A 14,308-nucleotide genomic window follows, 5' to 3' on the forward strand; every position below is an offset into this window, starting at 1 on the left:
TCATCATGAGCAAAACCGTCATCAACAGCGACAAGGCCCCTGCCGCCATCGGCACCTACTCGCAGGCGATCAAGGCCGGCAACACCGTGTACATGTCGGGCCAGATCCCTCTGGACCCGAAGACCATGGAACTGGTCGAAGGCTTCGAAGCCCAGACCGTGCAGGTGTTCGAGAACCTCAAGGCCGTGGCTGAAGCTGCTGGCGGTTCGTTCAAGGACATCGTGAAACTGAACATCTTCCTCACCGACCTGAGCCACTTCGCCAAGGTAAACGAGGTGATGGGCCGCTACTTCGAACAGCCCTACCCGGCCCGCGCCGCCATCGGCGTTGCCGCACTGCCGAAAGGCGCCCAGGTCGAAATGGACGCCATCCTGGTCATCGAATGATGCCCTGGTGACGGGCCCTGCCCGTCACCCTCCTTCCTCTGCAAGGTTACCCCGTCATGCGTCAAGCACTGCCCTTCGCGCTGGCAGCCCTGCTACTGGGCGGCTGCACCAGCCACAAACCCGAAGATTTCAACGGCATCTGGATCAACCAGGAAGCCATCACTGCGGCGGTCAAAGCCGGCAGCCTGCGCCAGGCGCTGAATGAGCACGGCCCAGTGTTCGAGTGGAAGCTCGACGTGGCCAATCAGCAAGCTAGCTATAGCAATGGTTTCGAGGCCGCCGACGGCCAGCTGAGCGCCAATGAAAAGCAATGGCAGGCCCGTTTCCAAGGCGGCCAGACCGAGCAGCTTTCGCTCGATGGCGACGAGCTGCTGGCCGTCGACCAGAACGGCACCAAGCAAACCTTCGTGCGCGCCAAGGCACAGGCTGCAGCCAATGCACCACTGGGCAGCAGCTTCGAGAAAGCGCTTTACCAAGCCTACCTGGGTGGTAACTGGAAGATCGTCGAAGGCCAAGGCAAGGGTGCCAGCGTGCGCTTCAGCGACACCGGCAACGTCACCGGCCTACCGGGGCCGGACCGCTTCGCCCTGTGCCTGGCGGGTGATTGCGCGACCATGGGTGGCAACAATGACAGCCTGTGGCTGGAGCGCAACCAGCGTGGTGCACCGTTCATCATCAAGCGCGATGGTGACAAGCTGGAGATTTTCCAGGCAGTGAACCGTGCACAGCCGGATGAAATGCCAGAGCTGGCAGCGGGCAAGCGTCAGTGGACGCTGGAGCGCAGCTGAGATGATGCGCGGTCCCTGTAGGATCGGGTTTACCCGCGAAGAAGACACCGCGGTGGATGGCACGGGCTTCGCCCGTGTTCGCGGGCAAGCCCGCTCCCACAGGATGGACTGCCCCCAAGAAGTTGGACACCAATCCAACCCTTGGGGGATCTATGGGCAAGTACACCGAGCAATTCAAGCTCACAGCGATCACAGCCTACCTGGATGGCAGCAACGGTTTCCGAAAGGTGGCTCAACACTTAGGTATCGATTTCAGCCTGCTTCGACGCTGGGTGGCCAGTTATCAGGCCAATAATGGCATTGGTCCAGGCTCGCATGGGCGGCGCTATACCAGTGATTTCAAACAGCAGGTGCTTAGCTATATGCACGAGCATCGGCTTTCGCTGCGCCAGACCGCTGCCCACTTTGGTCTTGGGCAGTCCTCTCAGATAGGCATTTGGCAGCGGCAGTACTACAGTGGCAGTCCTGCACCCTCTACTGCCATCAAGCCAAGAAAGCCAATCGACGTGTCGAAGAAGATCAAGCCTGCCAAACCCACCGATACCAATGATGATCAGAAGTCTCGAGATCAGCTGATGGCTGAACTTGAGTACCTGCGCATGGAGAATGCTGTCCTAAAGGAGCTCAAGGCTCTGCGCGAGGAAAAGGAACGAACACGCGGGAAAAAGCCCTGATCGTTTCCAAACTCAAGCGCAGGTTTCCTTTGCCTGACCTCCTTCAGTTGGTCGAGCTGGCGCGCAGCACCTTCTACTACCAGCTCAAAGCTCAGCAGAAGCCAGACCGGCATGCTGAGCTCAAGGCATTGGTGCATCGCGTCTATCACGAGCAGAAACGGCTTTATGGTTATCGCCGTGTCGCACTCGTAATCAGGAAGGAAAAGCGGGTGAACAAGAAGGTCATTGAACGGCTGATGGCTGAGCAGGGATTGAAATCAGTAGTGCGCCCCAAGAAATATCGCTCCTATCGAGGTACCGTCGGCAAAGTGGCAGCGAATGTACTGGAGCGAAATTTTGTCGCTCAACGCCCAAACCAGAAGTGGGTGACTGACGTAACCGAGTTCAAAGTAGCTCAACAGAAGCTCTATCTGTCGCCCGTGATGGATTTGTACAACGGCGAAATCGTGGCCTACGAAATGGCCAGCCGCCCGTGCTATAGCCTGGTTGGGAACATGCTTGGCAAAGCGCTCGATTGCCTGGGAGAGAAACCGAAGCTCGTGCTGCATTCGGATCAGGGATGGCATTACCAGCAGGCGCAATACCGCCGTAAGCTAAGCGAATGTGGGGTAAAGCAGAGCATGTCTCGAAAAGGCAATTGCCTGGACAACGCGGCCATGGAAAGCTTCTTCGGCACGCTCAAATCTGAGTTTTTCTACCTGAAGCGTTTCGAGAGCATTGATGAGCTGAGAGCGGGTCTGGATGAGTACATTCACTACTACAACCATGATCGCATCAAGCTGAGGCTCAATGGCCTGAGCCCTGTGGAGTACAGGGCTCAGGCTGCAGCTTAAAACTGTCCAACTTTTGGGGGGCAGTCCAGGATCGCGCCAGCTTTTAGAAATTGAGCAAGACAGTTGCTCCCACAAGGCATCGCGCCAGTTGCCAGCTAGGCTTTTCCTGCCAGGATCGCGGCGTAGCCTTCCTTGTAGCTCGGATATACCGGCGCCCAACCCAGCGCCCGCGCCCGGGCATTGCTGCAGCGCTTGCTACCAGTACGCCGCACCCGCTGCTCATCGGACCATTCGGTAACGCCCATATACGCCCGCAGCCAGGCCACCACATCAGCCAGTGGCGCCGGGTCGTCATCGACGCCAATGTAGCAGTCGTCCAGAGCCTTGCCATCAGCATCGGCCTGCAGCAGAAACGCCAGCAGGCTGGCGGCATCTTCGGCATGAATGCGGTTGCCATACAGCGGCGGCTCCTCGGCAACGCGGTAACCCTGACGCACCTGGCTCAGCAACCACTCGCGCCCTGGGCCATAGATACCGGTCAGGCGGACCACGCTCGCCGGGATGCCGCTGGCCAGTGCCAACCGTTCAGCCTCCAGCATCACACGCCCGGAATAGCCCTCAGGCTCGGTGGCAGCGCCCTCCTCTATCCACTCGCCGCCTTTCTGCGCATACACACTGCTGCTTGAGATGAACAGCAGGCGACGCGGGCGCTGGCCACGCTCGGCCAACCAGGCCAACACATGGCGCAAACCATCGACATAGGCTGCCTGATAACCCGCCTCATCGTGCTGGCTGGCCGCCACGCAGTACACAAGGTAGTCCAGCGGGCCCTGTGGCCAGGCCTGCGGTATCGACGGTTCGGCCAAATCTGCGGCAACCGGCTGAACCCCTGCGGGCAGCTGACCAACAGAACGGCGCAGGCCGCTCACCTGCCAGCCTTTAGCCAACATCTGCTTGGCCAGACGCCCACCCACATCACCACAACCCACCACCATCACGGAAAGGTCTGACATCTCTAAACTCCCTAGACCAATTGATCAGCCTGGCCACGCTACACGATGGGCGGCTAGACCATAGGCGAAAAAAGCTACAATATTACTTTTGTTAACAAGAATTACTTGCAATAATGGCGGCCAAATTGTTCTCGGCCTACATCGAGGCCTTGGAGAACGTTCACTTTTTCTTCATCAGGTCCGGCCAGCATGACACGTACTCAACCTTCCGCTTCGCCAACCCCGTCGCGCGCCTGGCGCGCCATCGCCGCGCTGACACTCAGCCTGGTGCTGGCCCCGGTGGCCATGGCCGATGAGCCAACCACCAACGCCGCCACACCTGCTGCTGCCACTGCCCCGGCCGCACCTGCTGCTGCCCCGGCGGATGCACCGGCGCCTGATGCCACTGCCAGCAACCCGGCCGCAGCAGACCCGAGCGTTCAAGCCCTGGTCGAAGACACCTCGCTGGGCATGGCCCATGACCTGTCCCCATGGGGCATGTACAAGAACGCCGACATCGTGGTGAAGATCGTCATGATCGGCCTGGCCATCGCCTCCATCATCACCTGGACCATCTGGATTGCCAAAGGCTTCGAGCTGATGGGCGCCAAGCGTCGCCTGCGTGGTGAAATCGCCCAGCTGAAGAAGTCCACCACCCTGAAAGAAGCCAGCGAGGTCACCAACAAGGAAGGCACCCTGGCCCACACCCTGGTCCACGACGCCCTCGAAGAGATGCGTCTTTCGGCTAACGCTCGCGAAAAAGAAGGTATCAAGGAGCGCGTCAGCTTCCGTCTGGAGCGCCTGGTGCATGCCAGCGGCCGTACCATGAGCAGCGGCACCGGCGTCCTCGCGACCATCGGTTCCACCGCGCCGTTCGTCGGCCTGTTCGGTACCGTATGGGGCATCATGAACAGCTTCATCGGCATCGCCAAGACCCAGACCACCAACCTGGCCGTCGTTGCCCCAGGTATCGCCGAAGCGCTGCTGGCCACTGCTCTGGGCCTGGTCGCGGCAATCCCGGCCGTGGTCATCTACAACGTCTTCGCCCGCTCCATTGCCGGTTACAAGGCGCAGGTGTCCGATGCCTCCGCCCAGGTACTGCTGCTGGTCAGCCGTGATCTGGACCACCAGGGCAGCGAGCGCGCCGCCCCGCACATGGTGAAAGTGGGGTAAGCCATGGGCCTGCATCTCAACGAAGGTGGCGACGACCTCGCCGAAAACCACGAAATCAACGTTACGCCGTTCATCGACGTGATGCTGGTGCTGCTGATCATCTTCATGGTCGCCGCCCCCTTGGCCACGGTCGACATCAAGGTCGACCTGCCGGCCTCAACCGCCAAACCGGCACCAAGGCCTGAGAAACCGGTGTTCGTCAGCGTCAAGGCCGACCAGAAGCTGTATGTCGGCGACGATCAGGTTGCTGCACCCGATCAGCTTGGCCCGATGCTCGACGCCAAGACCAAGGGTGACAAGGAAACCACAATCTTTTTCCAGGCTGACAAAGGCGTGGATTACGGCGACCTGATGGAAGTGATGAACAACATGCGCGCGGCCGGCTACCTGAAAGTCGGTCTGGTAGGTCTCGAGACGGCAGCCAAGAAATGATGAAAACGCGCTCTAACATGGCGCGCTACGGTGGCAGCCTGGCGATCGTGCTGGGTGTGCACGTGGTCGCCGTGCTGCTGACGCTCAACTGGTCGGTGCCACAGGCCATCGAGCTGCCCCCGGCAGCGATGATGGTCGAACTGGCACCGTTGCCGGAGCCTGCGCCACCACCACCCCCAAAGGCAGCTCCGCAGCCACCGGCCCCGGTCGAGGAACCACCGTTGCCGAAGCTGGCAGAAGCGCCCAAGCCCAAGATCGCCATCCCCAAGCCGCCCAAGCCGAAGGCCAAGCCCCAGCCGCCCAAGCCCGAGAAAAAGCCTGAGCCGCCGAAGGAAGCACCGCCCACCGAGCAAACGGTGGACGCACCGCCCAGCAACTCGCCACCGCAGAAGTCCGCGGCACCGGCACCGAGCATTGCGTCCAACAGCAACGCCTTGCCAACCTGGCAGAGCGACCTGCTGCGCCACCTTGCCAAGTACAAGCGTTATCCGGAAGACGCGCGCCGTCGCGGCCTGCAAGGCATGAACCGCCTGCGCTTCGTGGTCGACGCCGAAGGCAAGGTCGTGTCGTACTCCATGGCCGGTGGCTCAGGCAGTGCCGCACTGGACCGGGCGACCCTGGAAATGATCCGTCGGGCCGGCACGGTACCCAAGCCGCCACCCGAGTTGCTGAACAATGGCACGATTGAAGTCGTGGCACCGTTCGTCTACTCACTGGACCGCCGCTAAGACTTTTGCTTCTGTCACAATTCGGCAAGTCTGATAACGTGCGTCTATCGATTGCAGCCGCTATGCTGGGCCCGCAACTTCATGGACGCACGTTATGACCCTTACAGAATTACGCTACATCGTCACACTCGCCCAGGAACAGCACTTCGGCCATGCCGCCGAGCGCTGTCACGTGAGCCAACCCACCCTGTCGGTCGGTGTGAAGAAGCTCGAGGACGAGCTTGGCGTTCTGATCTTCGAGCGCAGCAAAAGCGCAGTACGCCTGACCCCGGTCGGCGAAAACATCGTCGCCCAAGCGCAGAAGGTACTGGAGCAGGCCCAGGGCATTCGCGAGCTGGCCCAGGCCGGCAAGAATCAGCTGACCGCTCCGCTCAAGGTCGGCGCCATCTACACCGTCGGCCCCTACCTGTTCCCGCACCTGATCCCGCAGCTGCACCGCGTGGCGCCGCAAATGCCGCTGTACATCGAAGAAAACTTCACCCACGTACTGCGCGAAAAACTGCGCAACGGCGAACTGGACGCGGTGATCATCGCCCTGCCGTTCAACGAAGCCGACGTGCTGACGCTACCGCTATACGACGAACCGTTCTGCGCCCTGATGCCTGCCGACCACCCATGGACGGCGAAAAAGACCATCGACACCGCCATGCTCAATGACAAGAGCCTGTTGCTGCTTGGTGAGGGCCACTGCTTCCGTGACCAGGTACTGGAAGCCTGCCCTACCCTGAACAAGGGGGGTGAAGGCTCAAGGCACACCACGGTCGAGTCCAGCTCGCTGGAAACCATCCGTCACATGGTGGCTTCCGGCCTTGGCGTATCGATCCTGCCGCTGTCGGCAGTGCACAGCCATCACTATGCCCCCGGCGTCATCGAAGTGCGCCCGCTGACGGCACCGGCACCGTTCCGCACGGTAGCCATCGCCTGGCGCGCCAGCTTCCCGCGGCCAAAGGCCATCGAGATCCTCGCCGATTCGATCCGCCTGTGCTCGGTCGCCAAAAACCCTGCGGAACAACCGGCCTGAGTCATGAGTGAGCTGTCGAAGGTCCCGGTCACAGTACTGAAAGGTGTGGGCGAGGCGATGGCGGAGAAACTCGCCAAGGTCGGCCTGGAAAACCTGCAGGACGTGTTGTTCCACCTGCCCCTGCGCTACCAGGACCGCACGCGCGTGGTGCCAATCGGCCAGCTGCGTCCCGGCCAGGATGCGGTTATCGAGGGTGTGGTCAGTGGTGCCGATGTGACCATGGGCAAGCGCCGCAGCCTGGTGGTGCGCCTGGGCGACGGCAGCGGTGTGCTGACATTGCGCTTCTACCACTTCAGCAACGCGCAGAAAGAGGGCCTGAAGCGGGGCACCCACCTGCGCTGCTACGGAGAAGCCCGCCCCGGCGCTTCGGGCCTGGAAATCTACCACCCGGAGTACCGTGCGCTGAACGGCAACGAGCCACCACCACCGGTGGAGCAGACCCTGACGCCAATTTACCCGTCCACCGAAGGCCTTACCCAGCAACGCCTGCGCCTGTTGTGCCAGCAGAGCCTTGCGCTGCTTGGCCCGCGTAGCCTGCCCGACTGGCTGCCTGATGAACTTGCCCGGGACTACCAGCTGGCCCCCCTGGACGAAGCCATCCGCTACCTGCACAACCCGCCGGCCGACGCCGACCTCGAAGAGCTTGCCGAAGGCCAGCACTGGGCCCAGCATCGCCTGGCTTTCGAAGAATTGCTGACCCATCAGCTGTCGCAGCAACGCCTGCGCGAAAGCCTGCGCAGCCTGCGCGCGCCGGTACTGCCCAGGGCCACGCGCCTGCAGGCGCAATACCTGGCTAACCTGGGCTTCCAGCCGACCGGCGCGCAGCAGCGGGTAGCCAACGAAATTGCCTACGACCTTAGCCAGCACGAACCGATGATGCGTCTGGTGCAGGGCGACGTGGGTGCCGGCAAGACCGTGGTCGCTGCACTGGCGGCGTTGCAGGCGCTGGAGGCGGGCTACCAGGTGGCATTGATGGCGCCCACCGAGATCCTCGCCGAGCAGCACTACATTACCTTCAAGCGCTGGCTGGAGCCGCTGGGCATCGAAGTCGCCTGGCTAGCCGGCAAACTCAAGGGCAAGGCCCGGGCCGCCTCCCTGGAGCAGATCGCCAACGGCGCACCCATGGTGGTCGGCACCCACGCGCTGTTCCAAGAAGAGGTAAGGTTCAAGCACCTGGCCCTTGCGATCATCGACGAACAGCACAGGTTCGGCGTGCAGCAACGCCTGGCCCTGCGCAAGAAGGGCGTGGCCGGCGAGCTTTGCCCGCACCAATTGATCATGACCGCCACGCCTATTCCGCGCACCCTGGCCATGAGCGCCTACGCCGACCTGGACACCTCGGTGCTCGACGAATTGCCGCCAGGGCGTACGCCGGTGAACACCGTGCTGGTGGCCGACAGCCGCCGCTTCGAAGTGGTCGAGCGGGTACGCGCCGCCTGCGCAGAGGGGCGCCAGGCCTATTGGGTATGCACGCTGATCGAAGAGTCCGAAGAACTCACCTGCCAGGCCGCCGAAAGCACCTATGAGGAGCTTGGCAGTGCGCTGGGTGAACTGAAGGTGGGGTTGATCCATGGGCGCATGAAACCGGCAGAAAAAGCCGAGATCATGGCCGAGTTCAAGGCTGGCAACCTGCAGCTTCTGGTCGCCACCACGGTCATCGAGGTGGGCGTGGACGTGCCCAACGCCAGCCTGATGATCATCGAGAACCCCGAGCGCCTGGGCCTTGCGCAGTTGCACCAGCTGCGTGGCAGGGTTGGCCGGGGCAGCGCCGTGAGCCATTGCGTGCTGCTGTACCACCCGCCGCTGTCGCAGATCGGCCGCGAGCGCTTGGGGATCATGCGAGAGACCAACGACGGCTTCATCATCGCCGAAAAAGACCTTGAACTGCGTGGCCCGGGCGAGATGCTCGGCACCCGCCAGACCGGTCTACTGCAGTTCAAGGTCGCCGACCTGATGCGCGACGCCGACCTGCTGCCGGCCGTGCGCGACGCGGCCCAGGCCCTGGTATCACGCTGGCCGGAACACGTCAGCCCGCTGCTGGACCGCTGGCTGCGCCACGGCCAACAATATGGCCAAGTGTGACGCTAGTCCCAGAATGGATCCAGATTTGCTCGCAGGCTGGTTATACTTCGCGTTTAAAAGATACAGTGGATACGGACCATGACTGAAGTTGCCCTGGACACCGCAACCCCACACGCCCCCTCCGTCATCAGGCTGCTGCTCGACAAACTCGGCGTGCCCTACCGCCAGGTGGTCGAACACTCGCACCTGCCTGCGGCTTCGCGGGTGCAGGCTGTCCTTCTCGACGACGAGGTCGGCGCCCTCATGGTGCTGTTCCCGCAGAGCCACCTGCTGGACCTCAACCGGCTGGCCGAGCTGACCGGGCGCAAGCTGACCGCCGTGTCGGTGCCGCGCCTGAAGCAGATGCTCGACAAGCACCACCTCAAGGCCCTGCCGGGCATCCCGGCGCTGACCAGCTCGCCATGTCAGTACGAAAAGAGCCTGCTCGACGCTGAAACTGTCTTTATCCAGTCAGGCGAAGCCGGCCTGTTGCTGGAAATTGAACGCGCACACTTCAAGCGCATGCTGGCCAAGGCCAGCGCCAGCAGCTTCGGCCAGCAAGTCGAAGCGATCAGTCCCAATCTCGACCGCCCCGATGACGACACCCGGGAAATCACCGATGCGGTCCAGGCCTTCACTGCCCGACGCATTCAGAAACGCCTGGAAGAAACCATCGAAATTCCACCGCTCGCCGACACCGCGCAGAAGATCATCAAGCTGCGGGTAGATCCCAACGCCAGCATCGACGACATCACCGGCGTGGTCGAAACCGACCCGGCGCTGGCGGCACAGGTGGTGAGTTGGGCTGCATCGCCCTACTATGGTTCGCCGGGCAAGATCCGCTCGGTGGAAGACGCCATCGTGCGTGTGCTGGGTTTCGACCTGGTGATCAACCTGGCCCTGGGCCTGGCGCTGGGCAAGACCTTGAGCCTACCCAAAGACCAACCGCAGCAGGCCACGCCCTACTGGCAACAATCGATCTACACCGCCGCGATCATCGAAGGCCTGACCCGCGCCATGCCTCGTGCAGAACGCCCCGAGGCCGGGCTGACCTACCTGGCCGGGCTACTGCACAACTTCGGCTACCTGCTGCTGGCGCACGTGTTCCCGCCGCACTTCTCGCTGATTTGCCGCCACCTTGAGGTCAACCCGCATTTGAACCACACCTATGTGGAGCAACACTTGCTGGGCATCAGCCGCGAACAGATCGGTGCCTGGCTGATGAAGCTGTGGGACATGCCAGAAGAGCTGTCGACTGCCTTGCGCTTTCAGCACGATCCGGCCTACGACGGCGAATATTTCGCGTTCCCCAACTTGGTGTGCCTGGCCACCCGCCTGCTGCGCTCGCGAGGTATAGGCTCAGGGCCGCAGGAAGAGATACCTGACGAACTGCTGGAACGCCTGAGCATTACCCGGGACAAGGCCGAGGATGTGGTGAACAAGGTGCTCGAAGCAGAGAACCTGTTGCGTGAGCTGGCTTCGCAGTTCCATGCACCGCATTAAGCATTAACACATAGCCTGCGGGAGCAACTGTCTTGCTCAATTTCTAACAGCTGGCGCGATCCCTGGACTGCCCCCAAGAAGTTGGACACCAATCCAACCCTTGGGGGATCTATGGGCAAGTACACCGAGCAATTCAAGCTCACAGCGATCACAGCCTACCTGGATGGCAGCAACGGTTTCCGAAAGGTGGCTCAACACTTAGGTATCGATTTCAGCCTGCTTCGACGCTGGGTGGCCAGTTATCAGGCCAATAATGGCATTGGTCCAGGCTCGCATGGGCGGCGCTATACCAGTGATTTCAAACAGCAGGTGCTTAGCTATATGCACGAGCATCGGCTTTCGCTGCGCCAGACCGCTGCCCACTTTGGTCTTGGGCAGTCCTCTCAGATAGGCATTTGGCAGCGGCAGTACTACAGTGGCAGTCCTGCACCCTCTACTGCCATCAAGCCAAGAAAGCCAATCGACGTGTCGAAGAAGATCAAGCCTGCCAAACCCACCGATACCAATGATGATCAGAAGTCTCGAGATCAGCTGATGGCTGAACTTGAGTACCTGCGCATGGAGAATGCTGTCCTAAAGGAGCTCAAGGCTCTGCGCGAGGAAAAGGAACGAACACGCGGGAAAAAGCCCTGATCGTTTCCAAACTCAAGCGCAGGTTTCCTTTGCCTGACCTCCTTCAGTTGGTCGAGCTGGCGCGCAGCACCTTCTACTACCAGCTCAAAGCTCAGCAGAAGCCAGACCGGCATGCTGAGCTCAAGGCATTGGTGCATCGCGTCTATCACGAGCAGAAACGGCTTTATGGTTATCGCCGTGTCGCACTCGTAATCAGGAAGGAAAAGCGGGTGAACAAGAAGGTCATTGAACGGCTGATGGCTGAGCAGGGATTGAAATCAGTAGTGCGCCCCAAGAAATATCGCTCCTATCGAGGTACCGTCGGCAAAGTGGCAGCGAATGTACTGGAGCGAAATTTTGTCGCTCAACGCCCAAACCAGAAGTGGGTGACTGACGTAACCGAGTTCAAAGTAGCTCAACAGAAGCTCTATCTGTCGCCCGTGATGGATTTGTACAACGGCGAAATCGTGGCCTACGAAATGGCCAGCCGCCCGTGCTATAGCCTGGTTGGGAACATGCTTGGCAAAGCGCTCGATTGCCTGGGAGAGAAACCGAAGCTCGTGCTGCATTCGGATCAGGGATGGCATTACCAGCAGGCGCAATACCGCCGTAAGCTAAGCGAATGTGGGGTAAAGCAGAGCATGTCTCGAAAAGGCAATTGCCTGGACAACGCGGCCATGGAAAGCTTCTTCGGCACGCTCAAATCTGAGTTTTTCTACCTGAAGCGTTTCGAGAGCATTGATGAGCTGAGAGCGGGTCTGGATGAGTACATTCACTACTACAACCATGATCGCATCAAGCTGAGGCTCAATGGCCTGAGCCCTGTGGAGTACAGGGCTCAGGCTGCAGCTTAAAACTGTCCAACTTTTGGGGGGCAGTCCATCCCTGTGGGAGCGGGCTTGCCCGCGAACACCGGAAGCCGGTGCCATGCACCGCGTCGCTTGTTTCGCGGGCACGCCCGCTCCCACAGGTAAAGCATCGGCATCCCCGTTGGGTTTCAGCCTTTCTTCTTCGGTTTCAGGTATTTCATCAACCCCTGGAACCACATCACCAGCGCCGGGTTGCCCTTGATCTGGATGTGCTTGTCCTGAATCCCCTGCATGAACGCCAGCTGCTTGTTACCCGCCTGCATGGTGGCGAAGCCATAGGCGGCGTCCTTGAAGGCAATGGCGAATGCCGGCTGTGGGTGCGCGCCGCCCTTGCTGCTGATGCGTTCGTTGTTGACGATGAAGTGCCGGGCGACCTTGCCGTCCAGGGTCTGCATCTGGAACACCAGGTCCTTGCCCTTGAGCTGCTGCTGGAATGCGGGGTTATTACGACTGGCCCTGGCCATCAACAGCCCCATGGCCCAGAGAAGAAAGCGGAACTTCATCAACGCGCCTCGAATGAAAAGTGACTAAGGCGCGCAGTTTATCCTTTTCCAGAACTATTTATGCAAGTTCGAAACATTTTGCCTGCAGAAAGCACAACGGGCGCCTTGGGGCGCCCGCTTGGCCGACACTGGGGTTGTCAGAGAGCGATCACTTGCCTTTCTTGGCTGGCTTGGCGGGGGCATTAACGCTGTCACGCAGGTTCTTGCCAGGCTTGAAGGCCACGGTATTGCTGGCCTTGATCTTGACCGGTTCCCCAGTTTGCGGGTTCTTGCCGGTACGCGCACCGCGATGACGTTTTTCGAAGGTGCCGAAACCGACCAGGGTCACGGTGTCCTTGTCCAGGGCACCGGTGATGCTGTCGAGAATCGCGTTCAAAACCTGATTGGCCTTTTCCTTGGTCAGATCAGCCTTATCGGCGATGACGGCGGCGAGTTCTGGTTTGCGCATAGTGAAGCCTCTTTGACGGAATTCTTGTTGTTATGCCGTGCTGCCTCTGGGAGCAGCGCTCAAGGCACCGCAGGCTCTAATCTGCGGCAGACGGGAGTGAGAATGGCACGAGCTCTGGGGCCGCGCCAGTATCTGGGCGGCCATTGTGCAGGCAACAACAGGATAAATCCGACAGAACGCGCGCTATTTACGCCATAACCGGTGGCAACTGACGATTCAGCGCCAGTTTCTCCATCACCGCCGCTCCGGTCAGGGCGTAGCCCAGCAGCTTGCCGTCGGCATCAAGGCAGAGCACCTTGAGGTCAGTGCCCTGCCCCTCTACCTGCCAGATGCCTTCGCAGCCCTGTGGCGCTGGCGAGACCACCAGCGGACAGGCCGGGGTTTTCACGGTGATAGGCATCGGCCCGTAGGAAACTGCCGTCGGCTTGCCGGCCAGGGTTTGCGCCAGCGCCCGGGCACAGCTCATCAGCGGCATCACGTACAGCAGGTTGATGCCATCGACTTCGGCACAGTCGCCAAGGGCAAAGATGTTGGCGTGTGAAGTACGCAGCTCGCGGTCTACGCTTACGCCACGGTTGGTTTGCAGGCCGGCCGCGGCAGCCAGGTCGGTACGTGGGCGCAGGCCGATGGCCGAAACCACCAGGTCGCAGGCGATCACGCTGCCGTCCGACAGGTGCGCCTCCAGGCCTTGATTCACCTGCTGAAGACGGGTCAGCACCGGCCCCAGGTGGAAGCGTACACCCAAGCCCTCCAGCCCACCCTGCACAGCCGCCGCAGCGGCCGGGTGCAGCAGGGTCGGCATGATCTGTTCACACGGTGCCACAACGTCGACCTTGAAGCCGCCCAGGCTCATGTCGTTTGCGAATTCGCAGCCGATCAGGCCGGCGCCGAGGATCAGGACTCGCTGCTTGCCAGCGGCGGCAGCACGGAAGCGTGCGTAGTCTTCCAGGTCGTTGATCGGGAATACCAGATTGCCGCCGTCACCCTCGATCGGCACCTGCACGGTCTGCGCCCCCCAGGCCAGCACCAGGTCGCGGTATTCCACGGCCTCTTCGCCGATCCACAGCCGCTTGTGGCCCGGGTCGATGCCGCTGATGCGGGTATGGGTACGGATCTCGGCGTTCAATTGCTCGGCCATGGCGCCCGCCTCGGCCATGCACAGGCCGTCGGCGTCCTTCTGCTTGGCAAAGCCCATGGAAAGCATCGGCTTGGAGTACGAACGACCATCGTCGGCGGTGATCAGCAACAGCGGCGTCTGCGCATCGAGCTTGCGAAATTCACGGGCCAGGTTGTAGCCCGCAAGGCCGGTACCGATGATTACCACAGGGGACGTCATGTCGTGCTT

General features: G+C 61.0%; 14 protein-coding genes. 10 read left to right on the plus strand and 4 right to left on the minus strand.

Features of this window, described 5'->3' with window-relative positions:
• Nucleotides 1-5 precede the first annotated feature (5 nt).
• The 3 genes from ACI7M0_RS26220 to ACI7M0_RS26230 all read left to right on the plus strand — a co-directional run bounded on the left by ACI7M0_RS26220 (nucleotide 6) and on the right by ACI7M0_RS26230 (nucleotide 2,681).
• Entirely contained in the window at nucleotides 6-386 is a 381-nt protein-coding gene (locus tag ACI7M0_RS26220; RefSeq protein ID WP_009684531.1) for a RidA family protein, read from the plus strand.
• Nucleotides 387-442: 56 nt separating this feature from the next.
• On the plus strand, nucleotides 443-1,174 hold the full coding sequence (locus tag ACI7M0_RS26225; protein ID WP_010955801.1) for a lipoprotein: 732 nt from the start codon (nucleotides 443-445) through the stop codon (nucleotides 1,172-1,174).
• Between the two features lie 152 nt (nucleotides 1,175-1,326).
• Nucleotides 1,327-2,681, plus strand: a protein-coding gene (locus ACI7M0_RS26230; RefSeq protein ID WP_405314512.1) for an IS3 family transposase whose coding sequence is annotated in 2 segments (ribosomal slippage) — nucleotides 1,327-1,800 and nucleotides 1,803-2,681 — 1,353 coding nt in all. Because the reading frame shifts where the segments join, the coding sequence is not laid out codon by codon here.
• A gap of 95 nt (nucleotides 2,682-2,776) precedes the next feature.
• On the opposite strand, the gene ACI7M0_RS26235 is transcribed toward ACI7M0_RS26230, so the two are convergent.
• Complete coding sequence (locus ACI7M0_RS26235; protein ID WP_129933980.1) at nucleotides 2,777-3,634, minus strand: SDR family oxidoreductase; 858 nt, start codon at nucleotides 3,632-3,634, stop codon at nucleotides 2,777-2,779.
• A 189-nt stretch (nucleotides 3,635-3,823) separates the two neighbouring features.
• Between ACI7M0_RS26235 and exbB the strand changes: the two genes are divergently transcribed.
• From exbB to ACI7M0_RS26270, 7 genes are all read left to right on the plus strand, one after another.
• On the plus strand, nucleotides 3,824-4,786 hold the full coding sequence (gene exbB, locus ACI7M0_RS26240) for a tonB-system energizer ExbB (protein ID WP_020192139.1): 963 nt from the start codon (nucleotides 3,824-3,826) through the stop codon (nucleotides 4,784-4,786).
• Nucleotides 4,787-4,789: 3 nt separating this feature from the next.
• Nucleotides 4,790-5,218, plus strand: coding sequence for a TonB system transport protein ExbD (gene exbD, locus ACI7M0_RS26245; RefSeq protein WP_003253367.1), 429 nt, complete (start codon nucleotides 4,790-4,792; stop codon nucleotides 5,216-5,218).
• Nucleotides 5,215-5,946 carry an energy transducer TonB gene (locus ACI7M0_RS26250; protein ID WP_010955804.1) on the plus strand — a complete coding sequence of 244 codons (732 nt, stop codon included), beginning with the start codon at nucleotides 5,215-5,217 and terminating at the stop codon, nucleotides 5,944-5,946. Before exbD ends, ACI7M0_RS26250 begins: the two co-directional genes overlap by 4 nt.
• A 94-nt stretch (nucleotides 5,947-6,040) precedes the next feature.
• Complete coding sequence (locus tag ACI7M0_RS26255; protein WP_003253362.1) at nucleotides 6,041-6,967, plus strand: hydrogen peroxide-inducible genes activator; 927 nt, start codon at nucleotides 6,041-6,043, stop codon at nucleotides 6,965-6,967.
• 3 nt (nucleotides 6,968-6,970) lie between these two features.
• The gene (gene recG, locus ACI7M0_RS26260) at nucleotides 6,971-9,049 is read left to right on the plus strand and encodes an ATP-dependent DNA helicase RecG (protein ID WP_064493087.1); all 2,079 of its coding nucleotides are present in this window, start codon (nucleotides 6,971-6,973) and stop codon (nucleotides 9,047-9,049) included.
• A gap of 78 nt (nucleotides 9,050-9,127) precedes the next feature.
• Nucleotides 9,128-10,531, plus strand: coding sequence for an aminoacyl-tRNA deacylase and HDOD domain-containing protein (locus ACI7M0_RS26265; protein WP_010955806.1), 1,404 nt, complete (start codon nucleotides 9,128-9,130; stop codon nucleotides 10,529-10,531).
• A 111-nt stretch (nucleotides 10,532-10,642) separates the two neighbouring features.
• Nucleotides 10,643-11,997 (plus strand): IS3 family transposase gene (locus ACI7M0_RS26270; RefSeq protein ID WP_405314512.1). Its coding sequence is split into 2 segments (ribosomal slippage): nucleotides 10,643-11,116 and nucleotides 11,119-11,997, totalling 1,353 coding nucleotides; the frame shifts between segments, so codons are not numbered across the junction.
• 143 nt (nucleotides 11,998-12,140) lie between these two features.
• Here the strand turns inward: ACI7M0_RS26270 and ACI7M0_RS26275 are convergent.
• The 3 genes from ACI7M0_RS26275 to ACI7M0_RS26285 all read right to left on the minus strand — a co-directional run bounded on the left by ACI7M0_RS26275 (nucleotide 12,141) and on the right by ACI7M0_RS26285 (nucleotide 14,299).
• A complete protein-coding gene (locus tag ACI7M0_RS26275) occupies nucleotides 12,141-12,515 on the minus strand; it encodes an SCP2 sterol-binding domain-containing protein (protein WP_010955807.1) in 375 nt (124 codons plus the stop codon).
• 148 nt (nucleotides 12,516-12,663) lie between these two features.
• Entirely contained in the window at nucleotides 12,664-12,963 is a 300-nt protein-coding gene (locus ACI7M0_RS26280) for an HU family DNA-binding protein (protein WP_003253355.1), read from the minus strand.
• 187 nt (nucleotides 12,964-13,150) lie between these two features.
• Nucleotides 13,151-14,299 carry an NAD(P)/FAD-dependent oxidoreductase gene (locus tag ACI7M0_RS26285; protein ID WP_129933590.1) on the minus strand — a complete coding sequence of 383 codons (1,149 nt, stop codon included), beginning with the start codon at nucleotides 14,297-14,299 and terminating at the stop codon, nucleotides 13,151-13,153.
• Nucleotides 14,300-14,308 lie beyond the last annotated feature (9 nt).

Source organism: Pseudomonas sp. 10(2024), from assembly GCF_045164175.1.
In the GTDB taxonomy this organism is placed as follows: domain Bacteria; phylum Pseudomonadota; class Gammaproteobacteria; order Pseudomonadales; family Pseudomonadaceae; genus Aquipseudomonas; species Aquipseudomonas alloputida.

What these genes read in the sequence shown, in the direction of transcription:
- ACI7M0_RS26220 (WP_009684531.1), top strand. Translation starts at nt 6, where the DNA reads ATGAGCAAAACCGTCATCAACAGCGACAAGGCCCCTGCCGCCATCGGC.
- ACI7M0_RS26225 (WP_010955801.1), top strand. Translation starts at nt 443, where the DNA reads ATGCGTCAAGCACTGCCCTTCGCGCTGGCAGCCCTGCTACTGGGCGGC.
- ACI7M0_RS26235 (WP_129933980.1), bottom strand. Translation starts at nt 3,634, where the DNA reads ATGTCAGACCTTTCCGTGATGGTGGTGGGTTGTGGTGATGTGGGTGGG.
- exbB (WP_020192139.1), top strand. Translation starts at nt 3,824, where the DNA reads ATGACACGTACTCAACCTTCCGCTTCGCCAACCCCGTCGCGCGCCTGG.
- exbD (WP_003253367.1), top strand. Translation starts at nt 4,790, where the DNA reads ATGGGCCTGCATCTCAACGAAGGTGGCGACGACCTCGCCGAAAACCAC.
- ACI7M0_RS26250 (WP_010955804.1), top strand. Translation starts at nt 5,215, where the DNA reads ATGATGAAAACGCGCTCTAACATGGCGCGCTACGGTGGCAGCCTGGCG.
- ACI7M0_RS26255 (WP_003253362.1), top strand. Translation starts at nt 6,041, where the DNA reads ATGACCCTTACAGAATTACGCTACATCGTCACACTCGCCCAGGAACAG.
- recG (WP_064493087.1), top strand. Translation starts at nt 6,971, where the DNA reads ATGAGTGAGCTGTCGAAGGTCCCGGTCACAGTACTGAAAGGTGTGGGC.
- ACI7M0_RS26265 (WP_010955806.1), top strand. Translation starts at nt 9,128, where the DNA reads ATGACTGAAGTTGCCCTGGACACCGCAACCCCACACGCCCCCTCCGTC.
- ACI7M0_RS26275 (WP_010955807.1), bottom strand. Translation starts at nt 12,515, where the DNA reads ATGAAGTTCCGCTTTCTTCTCTGGGCCATGGGGCTGTTGATGGCCAGG.
- ACI7M0_RS26280 (WP_003253355.1), bottom strand. Translation starts at nt 12,963, where the DNA reads ATGCGCAAACCAGAACTCGCCGCCGTCATCGCCGATAAGGCTGATCTG.
- ACI7M0_RS26285 (WP_129933590.1), bottom strand. Translation starts at nt 14,299, where the DNA reads ATGACGTCCCCTGTGGTAATCATCGGTACCGGCCTTGCGGGCTACAAC.